Here is a 14640-nt window from a genome sequence, read left to right on the forward strand (position 1 = left end):
CCACTGGCCCCGCTATAGAACCCTCAAATGCACCCGTAGCTCAGCTGGATAGAGCGCTGCCCTCCGAAGGCAGAGGCCACAGGTTCGAATCCTGTCGGGTGCACCAATAATCCTTTGTAAATAAAGCGATAACTGCACTGCATTTTTGCTGTGTTCTGCGGCCGGATACCGATTGGATGCGGAAATAAAAACGCCGCCCGGATCTGGGGCGGCGTTTTTTTTCGTTTCATTCCCACTCAATCGTGCCGGGCGGTTTGGAGGTGATATCATAGGTCACCCGGTTGATGCCGGTGACTTCATTGATGATCCGTGTGGCGGTTTCGCCAAGGAAATCATGGCTGAACGGGTAGTAATCCGCCGTCATCCCGTCAACTGACGTGACCGCGCGGAGCGCACAGGCGAAATCATAGGTCCGCCCGTCACCCATCACGCCGACCGTGCGCACCGGCAGGATTGCCACGAAGGCTTGCCAGATATCATCATAGAGCCCGTGTTTGCGGATCTGGTCGATAAAGACCGCATCGGCCTTGCGCAGGATATCCAGCTTTTCGCGGGTGATTTCGCCGGGGCAACGGATCGCGAGGCCCGGGCCGGGGAAGGGGTGACGCCCGATGAAACTGGGCGGCAGGCCGAGTTCGGCACCCAAGGCGCGCACTTCATCCTTGAAGAGTTCGCGCAGGGGTTCGACCAGTTTCAACCCCATTTTCTCGGGCAAACCGCCGACATTATGGTGGCTTTTGATCGTCACAGAGGGGCCGCCCGAAAACGACACCGATTCGATCACATCGGGGTAGAGCGTGCCTTGGGCGAGGAATTCTGCGCCTTCGATCCCGTTGGCGTATTTCTGGAACACGTCGATGAACAACCCGCCGATGATCTTGCGCTTGGTTTCGGGGTCACTGACACCGTCGAGTTTACCAAGGAACAATTCCTTTTCGTCGGCATGGATCAGCGGCATGTTGTAATGGTCGCGGAACATGGTCACGACCTCTTCGGCCTCGCCCAGCCGCAAAAGGCCGTGATCGACGAACACGCAGGTCAGCTGGTCGCCGATGGCTTCATGGATCAGCACGGCGGCGACAGAGGAATCAACGCCGCCCGACAGACCGCAGATCACCTGTTTGTCGCCGACCTGTTCGCGGATCGCGGCAATCGCCTGTTCGCGGTAGGCCCCCATTGTCCAATCGCCGGAGAAACCTGCGATGCGGACGAAGTTTTCGTAAAGCCGCGCGCCGTTGGGGGTGTGATGCACTTCGGGGTGGAATTGCACGGCATAGAAATGCCGTTCGATATCTGCCGTGATCGCGAATGGTGCATTGGGCGAGGTGCCGTAGACCGCGAAACCGGGCGCGATGGCAGAGACATGGTCGCCATGGCTCATCCAGACCTGTTCGCGGTCGGTCAGGAACCAGCCTTCGAGCAGGTCGAGCTTTTCGACGGGCGTCACAAAGGCCCGGCCGAATTCGGCGGTGCCATGGCCGCGTTCGACCTTGCCACCAAGGACATGCATCATCACTTGCTGGCCATAGCAGATACCAAGGATCGGCACGCCAAGGTCGAACACCGATTTGGGCGGCATCGGCGCACCATCGGCAAAGACCGAGGATGGACCGCCCGAGAAAATCACGGCCTTGGGCGCGAAATCCTTCAGGAATTCATCCGTCACATTATGGAACGGGTGAATTTCGCAATAGACGTTCAATTCGCGCAGACGCCGCGCGATCAGCTGGGTGACCTGAGAGCCGAAATCAATGATCAGCAGGCGTTCATAAGTGATGTTTTCCATGTGCTCTCCGGTAAAGCCAGTTGCGGGTCTGCGCAAGAGGCGGGGAATGTCGTTTTCGCATGTGAAGGGGCGCAAATACGGCAAGGGCTGCGCCGAGCGCCCGCTAGAAAGAGCGAAACCTTGGAGGAATCGCCATGTCTGATGAAGCCGTTACACCATCCCGCCGTGCCCGTGGCGGCGGCGGGGCCGCCAGACGTGCGGAACGCACGGCGGTCAGCGTCGAAACTGCGAAGTATATTGAGCGCAATATCCCCAATTACGAGGTGCTGACCGAAGAGGCCCTGCAGGTGATCGAGGCCAATGCTGAAACGGTGCTGGCCGAAATCGGGGTGAATTTCGTCGATAACCCTGCTGCGCTGGAATTGTGGCGCGATGCGGGGGCGCAGATTGATGGCGAACGCGTCCGCATTCCGCGCGGTCTGGCGCGCCAACTTTGTGCCACGGCGCCTGCGGAATTTACCCAACATGCCCGCAACCCCGAGCGCAATGTGGTTATGGGTGGCAAGAATCTGGTGCTCGCCCCGGTTTACGGCCCGCCTTTCGTGCGCGATGCCGAAGGGGGGCGGCGTTACGCAACCATGGCGGATTTCGAGAAATTCGTGAAACTGGGCTATATGTCGAAATGGCTGCATCATTCGGGCGGGACGGTGTGCGAACCCACCGATATTCCGGTGAACAAACGCCATCTGGACATGCTGCTGGCGCATATGGTGCTGAGCGATAAGCCGTTCATGGGGTCGGTGACGGAACCCAGCCGCGCGCAGGATTCGGTCGAGATGTGCGAGATCCTGTTCGGCAAGGACTTCGTGCGCGACAATACGGTGATGACATCGCTGATCAATATCAACTCTCCCCTGACGTTCGATTCTGTGATGATGGGCGCGTTGGAGGTCTTTGCGCGGCATAATCAGGCATCGATCATCAGCCCCTTCATCGTCGGCGGCGCGATGGCCCCGGTTTCTGTCGCCGGTACGTTGACTCAGGTTTTGGCCGAAGTGATGGCCGGTGTCGCTTATTCCCAGTTGATCCGCCCCGGATCGCCGGTGATTTTCGGCACTTTCGTCGCCTCGATCGACATGAATTCCGGCGCGCCGACCTTTGGCACACCAGAGGCGAGCCAGATCACCTATGGCGCGGGGCAACTGGCGCGGCGGATGGGCTTGCCTTACCGTTCCGCTGGTGCGTTCTGTGGGTCGAAATTGCCCGATGCGCAGGCCGCCTATGAAACCGCCAACAGCCTGAATATGGGGCTTTTGTCGGGGGTGAATTTCATGCTCCACGCCTGCGGCTGGCTGGAAGGTGGGCTGGTCGCCTCTTTCGAAAAATTCGTCATGGATGCCGATCAGTTGGGCACTCTGCATCATTTCGCGCGCGGCGTGGATATGTCCGAAAACGGGCAGGCGATGGATGCTTTGGCCGAGGTCGGGCCGGGCGGGCATTTCCTGGGCTGCGACCATACACAGGCGAATTTCAAGGCGGCTTTCTGGCGATCCGACCTGTTCGATTACAAACCGTTTGAGACATGGGACGAAGAAGGCGCGCGTGATACCCAAGCTTTGGCATCTTTGCGGGTCAAAAAGCTGATCGACACCTACCAGCAACCGCCGCTGGACCCTGAGATCGAGGCGCGGTTGCGCGCCTATGTGGCTGACAAGAAGGCCGCGATGCCGGATGCTTTTGGCTGACCTTCCCCGCGGGGAAGGTTTTGCATATCTTCCCCGCGGGGAAGATCACAGAGCGCGCGGGGTGAGGGCGGTGAGCAGACGCGCCTCGCCGACAATCGCGGTCAGCAAGGCGACATGACGGGCGGGTGAATATTGCGCAAGCTGCGCGATCCGGCTGCGGTCCATTTCTGCCTCAATCTCTAGCAGGGCCATGATCGCTGCGGCGGGGCGCGGCAGCACAGCGGTTTTCAACAGCCGGGGCAATTGTGCCTCGCGGCGATAGTCGTCACTGCCGAAATGGGCGGCGCGGGCCAGAAGCGCAGGGCGCTGCAACTGGCGGATACGGGTCATGAGATCAATCATTGGGGCAGCCTTTCTGGATAAATGGTCTGACCTGTATCGCACAGCCCCGGCGGGTGTTGCCTGATCGCCAAAAGTTAAGAACGCTGCGGTTACGAATATTTATCCTTTGGTAAGAATACTTGACAGAGCTGAAACCTGGTTAACACATAGGTAACCATACATCTCTAGGTTGTGTACATGACAAACATCCTGCCAAGGGTTTTGCCTGGACCGGAGATATCTGCCGGGAAAGGAAGATGCAGATGACCATACGACCGGGACCGGAACGGTCTGATAATTTCCCGCCATGGGTGCCAGAGGCCGTCCGCCATTATCTGGAGCATACCGAGACGGGCATGTCGATCCGAGCTCTGGCGCGCGCCAGCGCCTGCCATCCGTCCACCGTGTTGCGGCAGGTCCGCAAGCTGGAAATCCGCCGCGATGATCTGCTGATCGACGGCGCGTTGAAATCCCTTTCCATGCGCGCCAGCGCCGGGTCTGAACAAAGCCAGAAGGAAACACCACAGATGACATCGGATGAAGCTTTGCCAGAGGCGTCGGGCGGGATCGCCCTGACCCAGCGCCGGATCGATGATGAGGCGCGCCGCATTCTGCGACGGCTGTGCGAACATGGGGCGGTGCTGGCGGCGGCCCGCGACATGGATACCGCCGTTGTCGTGCGCGAAAGCCAAAGCGGTGCGCCGTTGCGCACGACAAGCGTGGACCGGGAAATCGCGCAGGCGATGGCGTTGAAAGACTGGATCGCCTGTGCCGATCCCGATGCGCGGATCGCGCGCTACTTCATCACCAATCTGGGGCGCGCGGCCTTGCGTCGTCTGACTGCGCAGGATGAAAACCGCGCCGGTGGATTTTCCGACAAACGCGCCGGCAAGGATGGCGATGCCCGCTGGGACATGATGGCGCTGGACAGCGGTGAGCGGCCGGTCGCGCGCTATCACGTCACTGAAAGCCCGCTCGTCGGTCTGGCCCGCAGGCGGGATCGTGATGGCGGGATGTTTCTGAGCCGGGATCTGGTAGCCACGGGCGAGCGGTTGCGCGAGGATTTTGAGCTGGCGCAGCTGGCGACGGGAGGCGGGCGCGGTTGGGACAAGGCGGCTTTGGGGCAGATCCCCGATATCCAGCCTGATGCCCCGGCCCATAGCCGGGCCGCGCATGACCGGGTGCGTGCCGCGTTGCGGGATCTGGGGCCGGGGCTGGGCGATGTGGTGTTGCGCTGTTGTTGTCTTCTCGAAGGGCTGGAAGCGACCGAGAAATGCATGGGCTGGTCGGCAAGGTCCGGCAAGATCGTGCTGCGCATCGCGCTTGAACGGCTGGCGCGGCATTATGCCCAAACCCACGGCCCCTATGCTCCGCGCATCGGTTAGGCGCATGTGCTGCGCGCAGTGCTGTCATGTGGGGACGCTTGGGATTGGACAAATCCCGCGCGCAAGGCTACCTGTATTGCATATCTGAGCGGAGCGAGCCTATGTCCCCACGCGATCTGAAAATCCCGGCCCAGCGCCACCCTGAAAAGCAGCGCCGCGAAGACGCGCCGCAACCGAAGAAACCGGATTGGATCAGGGTCAAGGCACCGACATCGGAAGGCTATAAAACCACCCGCGATATTATGCGCGAACATAAGCTGGTGACGGTCTGTGAAGAGGCGGGTTGCCCCAATGTCGGCGAATGCTGGTCACAGGGCCATGCCACGATGATGATCATGGGCGAGGTCTGCACCCGCGCCTGCACCTTCTGCAATATCGCGACCGGCAAACCGCCGGAGGCTCTGGATGTGTTCGAACCGGGCCGTGTCGCCGATGCAGTGAAGAAACTGGGGCTGAACCATGTCGTGATCACCTCCGTGGACCGCGACGATGTCGAGGATGGCGGTGCGGAACATTTCGCCCAGACAATCCGCGCGGTGCGCCGGCAAAGCCCCGGCACCACGATCGAGATCCTGACCCCGGATTTCATCCGCTGCGATCCATCGGTGTTGGAGGTGGTGGTGAAAGCGCGCCCCGATGTCTTTAACCATAATCTGGAAACAGTGCCGGGCCTTTACCCCGAGGTGCGCCCCGGTGCGCGCTATTTCCACAGCTTACGCCTGTTGCAACGGGTCAAGGAACTCGACCCGTCGATGTTCACCAAATCCGGGATCATGGTGGGGCTGGGCGAGGATAAGCAATCGGTCCAGCAGGTCATGGATGATATGCGCGCCGCGGATATCGATTTCCTGACCATTGGCCAATATCTGCAACCGACGCCAAAACACCACCGGGTGGACCGTTTCGTCACGCCAGAGGAATTCGCAGGCTATGAAAAAGCCGCCTATGGCAAGGGGTTCCTGATGGTCTCGGCTACGCCGCTGACCCGGTCATCCTATCACGCAGGCGATGACTTTGCCCGCTTGCGGGATGCACGGAATAAAAAACTCGGGATCGCCTGACGTCCCCTTCTTATTTCTGGAAATACTTCTGGGGGTTTGGGGGCAGAGCCCCCATTGCGGCTGTGCCGCAGCCTCCGGCGGGGATATTTGGGCTCGGACGATGAGGTTTAAGGGAGTGCCTTGAGATAGGCGGCAATGGCCAGACGGTCCTCATCGCTCAATTGTTCGGTGTTGCGGATCACATCGGCCATGGTGCCACCGGCGCTGTCGAAGTCCGGGGTGAACCCGCTGCTGAGGTATTCGGCGATATCCTGTTCAGACCAATCCAACCCGGCGGGCGTGATATCGGGAATGCGCCCGTCGCCGCTGGGGTTCGGCGCACCTGTCATCCATGCGGCGCGGTCCAGCCCGCCCAAGGCATCGCGCGGCGTGTGGCATTCGGCGCAATGGCCCAAAGCCTCGACCAAGACCCGTCCGCGTTCCAGTTCGGGCTTGGGGGCGTCCATCACCCAATCGTCGCGCAGGTAGAGCGCTTTCCATGGGCCGAGCGTGGCGCGGATGTTATAGGGAAAGGTCAGATCATGGGGCTGGCTGGGGGTGGCATCGGCGGGCAGGGTCCGCAGATGGGCGATCAGGTCGGCGACGTCCTGCAGGTCGGCCTTGATATAGCTGGTATAGGGGAAGGCGGGGTAATAGTGCGCCCCATCGGGCGATACGCCGCGCATGATCGCGCTCGCCAATTCCAGATCGGACCAGCCGCCGATACCCTGCACCGGGTCAGGCGAGATATTGGGCGCGACGAAAGTGCCGAAGTCGCTGGCGAAGCTTTTGCCGCCTGCCAGCACCTCGGGCGGGCCATCCGGCGCCGCATGGCAAGAGGCGCAGCCCGCGGCGGCAAAAGTGATCGCGCCGCGCGTGGCATCGCCGGTGATCCCGTCAAGGGCAGAGGCGGGCAGGGGTGTGGGTTTGGTGGCGAACCAGCCCGCGCCGATGCCAGCCGCAACGATCCCGGCAACCCAAAGCCAGCGGACCATTAATTTGCAGGCGCGCGATAGGTCTCGTGACAGGCACCGCAGGATTGGCCGACCGGGCCAAAGGCGCCTTTCAGCGCATCCAAGCCATCACCGGCAACCATGGCCAAGGCGGCGGTTGCGGTTTCCATGTCCTGTTTGACCTCCAGATAGCCCTCCGGATCGGTCCAGATTTCGGCGCGCGCGCGGCTGCGTTCCAGCGTACTGTCGGTGCCCTCAACCCAGAACGCGCTTTGGTCAATCGCGGCCATGGCGGCCAGATTATTCGCCGCAGCGGCGGCGACCTCGGCATCATAGGGGATGCGGTCCTGTGCCATCTGGCCCAAAGGGGTGAGGTAGAAGCCGTAAAGCCCCATATGCGCCTGACGGGCGGTCAGGGCGCGGTCTTGGTCCTCGGTCAGATCCTGCGCCAGCAGGGCTGTGGCGGACAGGCAAAGAGTGGTGGCAAGCAAGGTAAAGCGGCGCATGGCAATCTCCGGTTGGGCGGCGTTGACGCAAGGTTAGCCCGGCGTTGCGCGAATCCATAAACACGAAAATGTCAGCGGCTTGTGTGGCCTGCCCGCTGCCTCAGGTGAACCTGACCTTGCCGATATAGGGCAGGTTGCGGTTGCGCTGGCCGTAATCGATGCCGTAGCCGACGACGAATTCATCGGGGATTTCAAACCCGATCCAATCGGCTTTGAAATCCACTTCTCTGCGCGCGGGTTTATCGAGCAAGGCAATGGTCCGCAGGCGGGCAGGATTGCGCGACAACAGGAACTTGGTGACATGCGCCAATGTATGGCCGGTATCGACGATATCTTCGACCACCAGCACATCGCGGCCTGCGATCTGGCCACGCAGATCTTTCAATATTCTGACCTCGCGGCTGGTCTGCATGCCGTCGCCATAAGAGGAGGCTTCTAAAAAATCAACTTCGACGGGAAGATCCAACTCGCGCACCAGATCGGCGATAAAGACGAAGGAGCCGCGCAGCAGGCCCACGACGACCAGCTTGTCGGTGCCGGCGAAATCCTTGGCAATGTCGCGTGCCAATTCTTCGATCCTTGCGGCGATGGATTTCGCGCTGATCATCTGGTCGATCACATAGGGGGGATGGTCGGCGGGCATCATGGTCTCCGGGTCTGGGGCAGGGGTGTTGTGGCGCAAATCGCGGACTGCGACAATGGTGCATTTCTGACGCGCTGCCCTTGAAACCCGCACCGTTTTGGCCGACAGAGCGCAAAGCCAAGGAGTGCGATGATGCCACAACATTCCGAAACCCGGGTTCTGCCTTTTGCTGCGGACCAGATGTATGCGCTGGTTGGCGATGTTGCCAATTACCCGAAATTCCTGCCCTGGACCGCTGCCGCACGCATCCGCAGCACGGTTGATAAGGGCGATCATATCGTGATGTTGGCCGATCTGGTGATTTCGTTCAAAGTGTTTCGGGAAACCTTTGGATCACAGGTCACGCTCTGGCCCGAGACCCGGCGGATTGACACCGCTTATCTGGATGGCCCGTTCAAACATATGGAAAGCCAGTGGAATTTCCGGGATGTGGAGGGCGGCTGCGAAGTGTCGTTCTTTGTCGATTTCGAATTCCGCAATCGGCTGTTGCAGGGTGCTGCGGGGATGTTTTTCAACGAGGCGATGCAGCGGATCGTGCGCGCGTTCGAGCGCCGCGCGCATGAGCTTTATGATGACAAGGCGGCCAAGAGTAAGCCCAAGGCGTGATTTGCTGAGGCTTGCCGCACTTGTGCGCGGCCCAAAGCGCCGAATTCGATTGTTTCTGTCTGGCACTCGATCGTTGTGGCGATACCGAAACAGACGCGGCCTTCGGGTTTGTGGTCTGACCCGCCCGGCCCTGCGATGCCAGTGACCGAGACAGAGAGTTGCGCATTTGAATGTGCCAGCGCGCCTTGCGCCATTTCCGCCGCCACCTGTTCGGAGACTGCGCCATGCGCGTCGAGCGTGGCTTTCTGCACCCCCAGCATCTGCATTTTCGCGGCATTGGTGTAGGTCACAAAGCCCCGGTCAAAGACGGCTGATGATCCCGCCACATCCGTCAGTGCCGCGCTGATCATGCCGCCGGTGCAGCTTTCCGCTGTCGTGATCATCATGCCGCGCGCTTTGGCCGCGTCCAGCACGGCGGCGGGATTCATAGCAGCACCAGATGGAACAGGGCGGCCAGCGCCATGACGCCGATGGCGGCGAAGAGACCCGCGATCACATCGTCCAGCATGACGCCGGTCGGGCCATGTTTGCGGTCGGCCCAGCCGATGGGGCCGATCTTGGTGATGTCGAACAGGCGGAACAGCAGGAAGGCCGCGACCCAGCCGGGCCAGAGCGCCAGCAGATCGGCGTCGCGGGCGGCGGCACCGAATACCACGGGCAGGAGGGCGATCCATTGGCCTGCGACCTCGTCAATCACGATTTCGGAAGGGTCGTGATCGGCTTTGCCTGCGGTTTCCACGCCGGTCGCCCAGACACCGAGGGCATAGGCCAGCACGATGCCCGCGACCAAGGCCCAAGGGCCTGCGAGTATTGCCAGCGCATAGGCAACGGGCAAAGCGGCGAGTGATCCCCAGGTGCCGGGGGCGGGGCGCAGGTGGCCGATGTAGAAAAAGGTTGCGATCAGATGACTCATGATTTCACCAATGTGACTGTGGCCAGAGAGGCGATGCCTTCCTCGCGCCCGGTGAAGCCGAGCCGTTCGGAGGTGGTGGCTTTCACGCTGATGCGGTCGGCAGCAAGGCCCATGATGGCGGCGAGCGCCGCTTTCATTGCCGGTTGGTGCGGGCCGATTTTGGGGTATTCGCAGACCAAGGTGCAATCGACGTTGCTGATCTGGTAGCCAGCGTCATGGGCAAGGGCCACGGCATGGCGCAGGAAGATATGGCTTTCCGCGCCTTTCCATTGCGGGTCTGACGGCGGGAAATGCTGGCCGATATCGCCCTGCCCAAGCGCGCCATAGATCGCGTCGGTCACGGCATGCATACCGACATCGGCGTCGGAATGGCCTTGGAGGGACCGGCCGTGCGGGACCTTCACGCCGCAAAGCCAGACATGATCACCCGGGCCAAAGCGGTGGACGTCATAGCCGTTGCCGCATCTGATATCCATATTCTGTCCCATCAATCTGGCTGCGCGGGCGAAATCGCCGGGCGTCGTGACTTTGATATTGCTTTCATCGCCCGGCACGATGGCGACGTCCAGCCCGGCGGCGCGGGCCACGCCGACGTCATCGGTGGCGTCATCCTGATGCATCTGATGGGCGGCGAGCAAGGGCGCAAGGTGAAACCCCTGCGGTGTTTGCGCGCGGTACAGGGCGCTGCGGTCCTGCACGCCGGTGACCTGATCGCCCTCGCCGTGCCAGAGCGTATCGGTGACAGCGACGGCGGGTGCGGCCCCTTGATGCGTTTCCAGTGCCGCCAAGACTCGGTCGATGATCGCCGCAGTGACCAAAGGGCGGGCGGCGTCGTGAATCAGCACCTGCGTCGTGCCTGCGGGCGCGGCGGCGAGGCCTGCCATGACGCTTTGCTTGCGGGTCGCACCACCGGCGATGACCTGCGCCTTTGGCATGTCGCGCCACAGATCGCTGTTGATATCATCGGGATGCAGCGCCAGCACCAGATCGCTCACCAGCGGATGATCCGCGAAAGGCTGCATCGCATGGGCGGCAATGCTGCGGCTGCCAAGCCTTTGCCATTGTTTGGGAATATCCCCGCCTGCGCGGGTGCCACGGCCTGCGGCGACGATGATGGCACAGATGCTCATGGTGATCCTGTCGTTGCTATCACAGGTGTAAGCTGCTGCGCAGGGCGGTGCAATTCGTCTCTTTGTCGGGCGGTTTGCCTAAGTTTTGGGCATATGCTATGGAATGGGGATAATTCACCCCGGATGGCGTTGTGGTGTCACCTGATCCGGCCTATTTCAACGGCAACGCACACCCTTTAGGCGCATGTGATCTCCTTGGCTTATAACAATACCATTGATCTTGACCAATTGTCCTTGCAGCCACCTGTGGCGCTGGCGCCGCTTGCCGGGATCACCGATCTGCCGTTCCGGCAATTGGTGGCGTCTTTCGGGGCCGGTTGGGTCGTCAGCGAAATGGTCGCCAGTCAGGAAATGGTGCAGGCGAAACCCGGCGTGCGCGAACGGGCCGAGCTGGGGTTTGATCAGGCAGGCACCGCTGTGCAGATCGCCGGACGTGAGGCGCATTGGATGGCCGAGGCGGCGCGGATGATCGAGGCCAATGGCGCAGCGATGATCGATATCAATATGGGCTGTCCGGCAAAGAAAGTGACCAATGGCTATTCGGGCTCGGCGCTGCTGCGCGACCCGGATCATGCCTTGCGGTTGATCGAGGCGGTGGTAAATGCGGTCAAGGTCCCGGTCACGCTGAAAACAAGGCTGGGCTGGGATCATGATTGCCTGAATGCCGCTGATGTGGCGCGGCGTGCGGAAAATGCCGGGATCAGGCTGGTCACGATCCATGGGCGCACGCGCTGTCAGTTTTACAAAGGCAGCGCCGATTGGGCGGCGATCCGCGCGATCAAGGATGCCGTGACGATCCCCGTCATCGCCAATGGCGATATCACCGGGCCGCAGGCGGCGCGTGATGCGCTGGCGCAATCGGGGGCGGATGGCGTGATGATCGGGCGCGGCGCGCAGGGGCGGCCCTGGGTTTTGGCGCAGGTGGCGGCGGCTTTGCATGGCGGGCCGTTGCCGGTGATACCGCAAGGGTCGACATTTTATGACATGGTTTCGGGGCATTACACAGCAATGTTGTCGTTTTACGGGATCGATATGGGCCGCCGCGTGGCGCGCAAACATCTGGGGTGGTATATGGATGATGCGGGCACGCCTGCCGGGTTACGCAAGGCGATCCTGACCCATGCCAACCCTGATGACGTGCTGCGCGATCTGCCGGATGCTTTGGCGCTGCGGGTGGCGGCATGATCGAGGATTCCGCGCTTTGGTCCTCCCTCCCGGTGCCCGCGCTGCTGCTGGACGGCGATGATGTGATCATCCAAAGCAATGCGGCGGCAGAGAGTTTTCTGAACCTGTCGACACGGTCGCTGGTCGGGCAAAGGATATGGGAAAAGGTGCTGATTGATGCGCCACTGGAGGCACCGTTTGCCCGCGCCCGCGCGAACCGGTCATCGCTTTTCGTCAATGATGTCGATGTCGGCAGCGGTGAAAATGCGCCGATGCAATGCAATCTGCAATTCGCCCCGGTGCAGGGCAGCGACGATGTGATGATCGTCATGATCAGCCCGCGCGAGATCGCGAGCCGGATCACGCAGAACCTGTCATCCGCCAAGGCCGCGAAATCAGCGATCGGCATGGCCGAAATGCTGGCACATGAGATCAAGAACCCGCTGGCCGGGATCACCGGTGCTGCGCAGCTGCTGTCGATGGGGCTGAGCAAAGAAGATCAGGAATTGACCGATCTGATCGTCGAGGAAAGCCGCCGTATCGTCAAATTGCTGGAACAGGTCGAACAATTCGGCAATCTGCGCCCACCCTTGCTGAAACCCGTCAATATCCACGATGTGCTGGACCGCGCGCGGCAAAGCGCCTCGGTCGGGTTTGGCGCGCATATGCTGTTTATCGAGGATTACGACCCGTCCTTGCCCCGCACCATGGCGGATGCTGATCAGCTTTTGCAGGTGTTTCTGAACCTGCTGAAGAATGCTTCCGAGGCGAATAAGGACGGTGGTGCGATAAGGCTGCATACGTTTTACGACACATCCCTGCGGGTGCGCCGGACCGATGGCACGCAGGCGCGGCTGCCATTGCAGATCGAGGTGATCGATGACGGGCCGGGCCTACCGCCCAATATTGCCGATGATGTGTTCGAACCCTTCGTGTCGGGTCGTGAAAACGGCACCGGGCTGGGTCTGGCGCTGGTGTCAAAGCTGATCAGCGATGTCGGTGGGTGGATTTCGGTTGAATCCGTGCCGGGGCGCACAGTGTTCCGCATCTCGTTGCCGCTGGCACCCAAAGAGACTGAAACAGGAGAAGAGTGATGGACGGGACAATTCTGGTTGCCGATGACGACCGCACGATCCGCACCGTATTGACGCAGGCGCTGACGCGGGCGGGGTGCAAGGTCCATGCCACATCATCGCTTGTGACGCTGATGCGCTGGGTGGACGAAGGCAAAGGCGATCTGGTGATTTCCGATGTCATCATGCCCGATGGTAACGGGTTGGAGCAATTGCCCAAGATCGCCGCGCTGCGCCCCGGCCTGCCGGTGATCGTGATTTCGGCGCAGAATACGATCATGACGGCGATTCAGGCGGCAGAGGCTGATGCCTATGATTACCTGCCCAAACCTTTCGATCTGCCCGATCTGATGAAACGTGCCGCCCGTGCGCTCGAAACCAAGCGCCGGGCGGGGCCTGCGCGCATCCCCGATGTGAACGCGACCGAACAGGGCGGTGATCTGCCCTTGGTCGGGCGCACCGGGGTGATGCAGGCGCTCTATCGCCTTGTTGCACGGGTGATGAATACGCAATTGCCAGTGCTGATCACCGGCGAAAGCGGGACCGGCAAATCCCTGATCGCGCGCGCGGTGCATGATTTTTCTGACCGGCGCAGCCTGCCGTTTATCACGGTCTCTGCCGCTGATCTGGATGGGATGGATGGGCCGTCGACGATCCTCAGCCGTGCGCGTGGTGGCACGATCCTGTTTGATGAGGTCAGCGATCTGTCGGACGCCGATCAGGGGCGGATCGTGCGGATGCTGGATGCTTTGGGCGAGAATGCGCCGCGGATCATGGCGACATCGCAATCGGACCTGATGGCGCGGATGGAAGAGGGCAAGTTCCGCGAGGATCTGTTCTATCGCCTTGGCGGTGTCACTGTCGCGGTGCCGTCCTTGCGTGAACGCGTTGACGATATCCCGCTGCTGGCGGAACATTTTCTGGCCCGCGCGGAACGTGATGGCGCACCTGTCCGGCGGTTCGGCACAGCCGCGCTGGATATGGTGCGCGCCTATAGCTGGCCGGGCAATGTGCGCCAGTTGGAAAACGCCGTACGCCGCTTGGTCTTTACGGCAGCCGAGGAAGAGATCAGCCGCGCCGAGGTTGAGATGGTGCTGGGTAACCAGCCTGCGATTGAACCGCTTCGGTCGGGGGGCGAGGGCGAGAAACTGTCGGCCTCTGTCGCCAAACATCTGCGGCGCTATTTCGATCTGCATGGCGGGGTCTTGCCGCCGCCCGGTCTTTACAACCGTATTTTGAAAGAGGTCGAGGGGCCGCTGATCGAGATCGCGCTGGATGCTTCGGGCGGTAATCAGGCCAAATGCGCCGATCTTTTGGGGATCAATCGCAATACTTTGCGCAAGAAGATTACAGACCTTGATATCCGCGTGACACGCCGCCGCAAATTGATGTAAAACCGCAACAGAAATGTGGCCCATCTGCGTCAGACTGTAAA

The 14640-nt window shown here is 61.1% G+C and carries 15 protein-coding genes and 1 tRNA gene; 8 read left to right on the forward strand and 8 right to left on the reverse strand.

Translation table 11 applies throughout. The features are described from left to right. Positions 1 to 29 precede the first annotated feature (29 nt). Positions 30 to 106 (forward strand) — tRNA-Arg (locus VOY09_RS02060). A 120-nt stretch (positions 107 to 226) separates the two neighbouring features. Here VOY09_RS02060 and guaA read toward each other — a convergent pair. Further along, a complete protein-coding gene (gene guaA, locus VOY09_RS02065) occupies positions 227 to 1786 on the reverse strand; it encodes a glutamine-hydrolyzing GMP synthase (RefSeq protein ID WP_322892545.1) in 1560 nt (519 codons plus the stop codon). Between the two features lie 134 nt (positions 1787 to 1920). Between guaA and VOY09_RS02070 the strand changes: the two genes are divergently transcribed. After that, the gene (locus VOY09_RS02070) at positions 1921 to 3471 is read left to right on the forward strand and encodes a trimethylamine methyltransferase family protein (protein WP_322892544.1); all 1551 of its coding nucleotides are present in this window, start codon (positions 1921 to 1923) and stop codon (positions 3469 to 3471) included. Between the two features lie 45 nt (positions 3472 to 3516). Here the strand turns inward: VOY09_RS02070 and VOY09_RS02075 are convergent, their stop codons facing one another. Then, positions 3517 to 3813 (reverse strand): DUF6477 family protein, encoded by a 297-nt coding sequence (locus tag VOY09_RS02075; RefSeq protein ID WP_322892543.1) that lies wholly within the window; start codon positions 3811 to 3813, stop codon positions 3517 to 3519. Between the two features lie 242 nt (positions 3814 to 4055). On the opposite strand from VOY09_RS02075, the gene VOY09_RS02080 reads away from it, so the two are divergent. Both VOY09_RS02080 and lipA read left to right on the forward strand, forming a co-directional pair. Beyond that, positions 4056 to 5177 carry a DUF6456 domain-containing protein gene (locus tag VOY09_RS02080; RefSeq protein ID WP_322892542.1) on the forward strand — a complete coding sequence of 374 codons (1122 nt, stop codon included), beginning with the start codon at positions 4056 to 4058 and terminating at the stop codon, positions 5175 to 5177. A gap of 101 nt (positions 5178 to 5278) precedes the next feature. After that, a complete protein-coding gene (gene lipA / locus VOY09_RS02085) occupies positions 5279 to 6238 on the forward strand; it encodes a lipoyl synthase (protein WP_322892541.1) in 960 nt (319 codons plus the stop codon). Between the two features lie 107 nt (positions 6239 to 6345). On the opposite strand, the gene VOY09_RS02090 is transcribed toward lipA, so the two are convergent. The 3 genes from VOY09_RS02090 to hpt all read right to left on the reverse strand — a co-directional run bounded on the left by VOY09_RS02090 (position 6346) and on the right by hpt (position 8319). After that, positions 6346 to 7212, reverse strand: a complete 867-nt coding sequence (locus VOY09_RS02090; RefSeq protein WP_322892540.1) for a cytochrome c — start codon at positions 7210 to 7212, stop codon at positions 6346 to 6348. Continuing rightward, on the reverse strand, positions 7212 to 7676 hold the full coding sequence (locus tag VOY09_RS02095; RefSeq protein ID WP_322892539.1) for a cytochrome c: 465 nt from the start codon (positions 7674 to 7676) through the stop codon (positions 7212 to 7214). The genes VOY09_RS02090 and VOY09_RS02095 overlap by 1 nt, the downstream gene beginning before the upstream one ends. Positions 7677 to 7776: 100 nt before the next feature. Beyond that, positions 7777 to 8319, reverse strand: a complete 543-nt coding sequence (gene hpt, locus VOY09_RS02100; protein WP_322892538.1) for a hypoxanthine phosphoribosyltransferase — start codon at positions 8317 to 8319, stop codon at positions 7777 to 7779. A gap of 132 nt (positions 8320 to 8451) precedes the next feature. Here hpt and VOY09_RS02105 point away from each other — a divergent pair, with 132 nt between their 5' ends. Further along, positions 8452 to 8925 (forward strand): type II toxin-antitoxin system RatA family toxin, encoded by a 474-nt coding sequence (locus VOY09_RS02105; RefSeq protein WP_322892537.1) that lies wholly within the window; start codon positions 8452 to 8454, stop codon positions 8923 to 8925. Here the strand turns inward: VOY09_RS02105 and VOY09_RS02110 are convergent. From VOY09_RS02110 to VOY09_RS02120, 3 genes are read right to left on the reverse strand one after another with little or no spacing between them, the layout of a single operon-like run. Continuing rightward, positions 8886 to 9353: a CinA family protein gene (locus VOY09_RS02110; protein WP_322892536.1), complete on the reverse strand. Its 468-nt coding sequence runs from the start codon at positions 9351 to 9353 to the stop codon at positions 8886 to 8888. The two genes, VOY09_RS02105 and VOY09_RS02110, sit on opposite strands and share 40 nt — an antisense overlap. Then, positions 9350 to 9838: a phosphatidylglycerophosphatase A gene (locus tag VOY09_RS02115; RefSeq protein ID WP_322892535.1), complete on the reverse strand. Its 489-nt coding sequence runs from the start codon at positions 9836 to 9838 to the stop codon at positions 9350 to 9352. The genes VOY09_RS02110 and VOY09_RS02115 overlap by 4 nt, the downstream gene beginning before the upstream one ends. Further along, on the reverse strand, positions 9835 to 10968 hold the full coding sequence (locus VOY09_RS02120) for a bifunctional 2-C-methyl-D-erythritol 4-phosphate cytidylyltransferase/2-C-methyl-D-erythritol 2,4-cyclodiphosphate synthase (RefSeq protein WP_322892534.1): 1134 nt from the start codon (positions 10966 to 10968) through the stop codon (positions 9835 to 9837). Before VOY09_RS02120 ends, VOY09_RS02115 begins: the two co-directional genes overlap by 4 nt. 195 nt (positions 10969 to 11163) lie before the next feature. Here VOY09_RS02120 and dusB point away from each other — a divergent pair, with 195 nt between their 5' ends. The 3 genes from dusB to VOY09_RS02135 are packed head-to-tail and all read left to right on the forward strand — an operon-like array spanning position 11164 to position 14599. Continuing rightward, complete coding sequence (gene dusB / locus VOY09_RS02125) at positions 11164 to 12153, forward strand: tRNA dihydrouridine synthase DusB (protein WP_416236719.1); 990 nt, start codon at positions 11164 to 11166, stop codon at positions 12151 to 12153. Further along, complete coding sequence (locus VOY09_RS02130) at positions 12150 to 13226, forward strand: two-component system sensor histidine kinase NtrB (RefSeq protein ID WP_322892533.1); 1077 nt, start codon at positions 12150 to 12152, stop codon at positions 13224 to 13226. Before dusB ends, VOY09_RS02130 begins: the two co-directional genes overlap by 4 nt. Beyond that, positions 13226 to 14599, forward strand: coding sequence for a response regulator (locus VOY09_RS02135; RefSeq protein WP_322892532.1), 1374 nt, complete (start codon positions 13226 to 13228; stop codon positions 14597 to 14599). The genes VOY09_RS02130 and VOY09_RS02135 overlap by 1 nt, the downstream gene beginning before the upstream one ends. Positions 14600 to 14640 lie beyond the last annotated feature (41 nt).

This window comes from Yoonia sp. 67-2 (assembly GCF_035117555.1).
Classification (GTDB): domain Bacteria; phylum Pseudomonadota; class Alphaproteobacteria; order Rhodobacterales; family Rhodobacteraceae; genus Yoonia.

Excerpts from the sequence above, each read along its gene's own strand:
- VOY09_RS02090 (WP_322892540.1), bottom strand. The coding sequence starts at position 7,212 with ATGGTCCGCTGGCTTTGGGTTGCCGGGATCGTTGCGGCTGGCATCGGC.
- guaA (WP_322892545.1), bottom strand. The coding sequence starts at position 1,786 with ATGGAAAACATCACTTATGAACGCCTGCTGATCATTGATTTCGGCTCT.
- VOY09_RS02110 (WP_322892536.1), bottom strand. The coding sequence starts at position 9,353 with ATGAATCCCGCCGCCGTGCTGGACGCGGCCAAAGCGCGCGGCATGATG.
- VOY09_RS02070 (WP_322892544.1), top strand. The coding sequence starts at position 1,921 with ATGTCTGATGAAGCCGTTACACCATCCCGCCGTGCCCGTGGCGGCGGC.
- VOY09_RS02130 (WP_322892533.1), top strand. The coding sequence starts at position 12,150 with ATGATCGAGGATTCCGCGCTTTGGTCCTCCCTCCCGGTGCCCGCGCTG.
- VOY09_RS02135 (WP_322892532.1), top strand. The coding sequence starts at position 13,226 with ATGGACGGGACAATTCTGGTTGCCGATGACGACCGCACGATCCGCACC.
- VOY09_RS02080 (WP_322892542.1), top strand. The coding sequence starts at position 4,056 with ATGACCATACGACCGGGACCGGAACGGTCTGATAATTTCCCGCCATGG.
- VOY09_RS02120 (WP_322892534.1), bottom strand. The coding sequence starts at position 10,968 with ATGAGCATCTGTGCCATCATCGTCGCCGCAGGCCGTGGCACCCGCGCA.
- hpt (WP_322892538.1), bottom strand. The coding sequence starts at position 8,319 with ATGCCCGCCGACCATCCCCCCTATGTGATCGACCAGATGATCAGCGCG.
- VOY09_RS02105 (WP_322892537.1), top strand. The coding sequence starts at position 8,452 with ATGCCACAACATTCCGAAACCCGGGTTCTGCCTTTTGCTGCGGACCAG.
- VOY09_RS02115 (WP_322892535.1), bottom strand. The coding sequence starts at position 9,838 with ATGAGTCATCTGATCGCAACCTTTTTCTACATCGGCCACCTGCGCCCC.
- VOY09_RS02075 (WP_322892543.1), bottom strand. The coding sequence starts at position 3,813 with ATGATTGATCTCATGACCCGTATCCGCCAGTTGCAGCGCCCTGCGCTT.
- VOY09_RS02095 (WP_322892539.1), bottom strand. The coding sequence starts at position 7,676 with ATGCGCCGCTTTACCTTGCTTGCCACCACTCTTTGCCTGTCCGCCACA.
- lipA (WP_322892541.1), top strand. The coding sequence starts at position 5,279 with ATGTCCCCACGCGATCTGAAAATCCCGGCCCAGCGCCACCCTGAAAAG.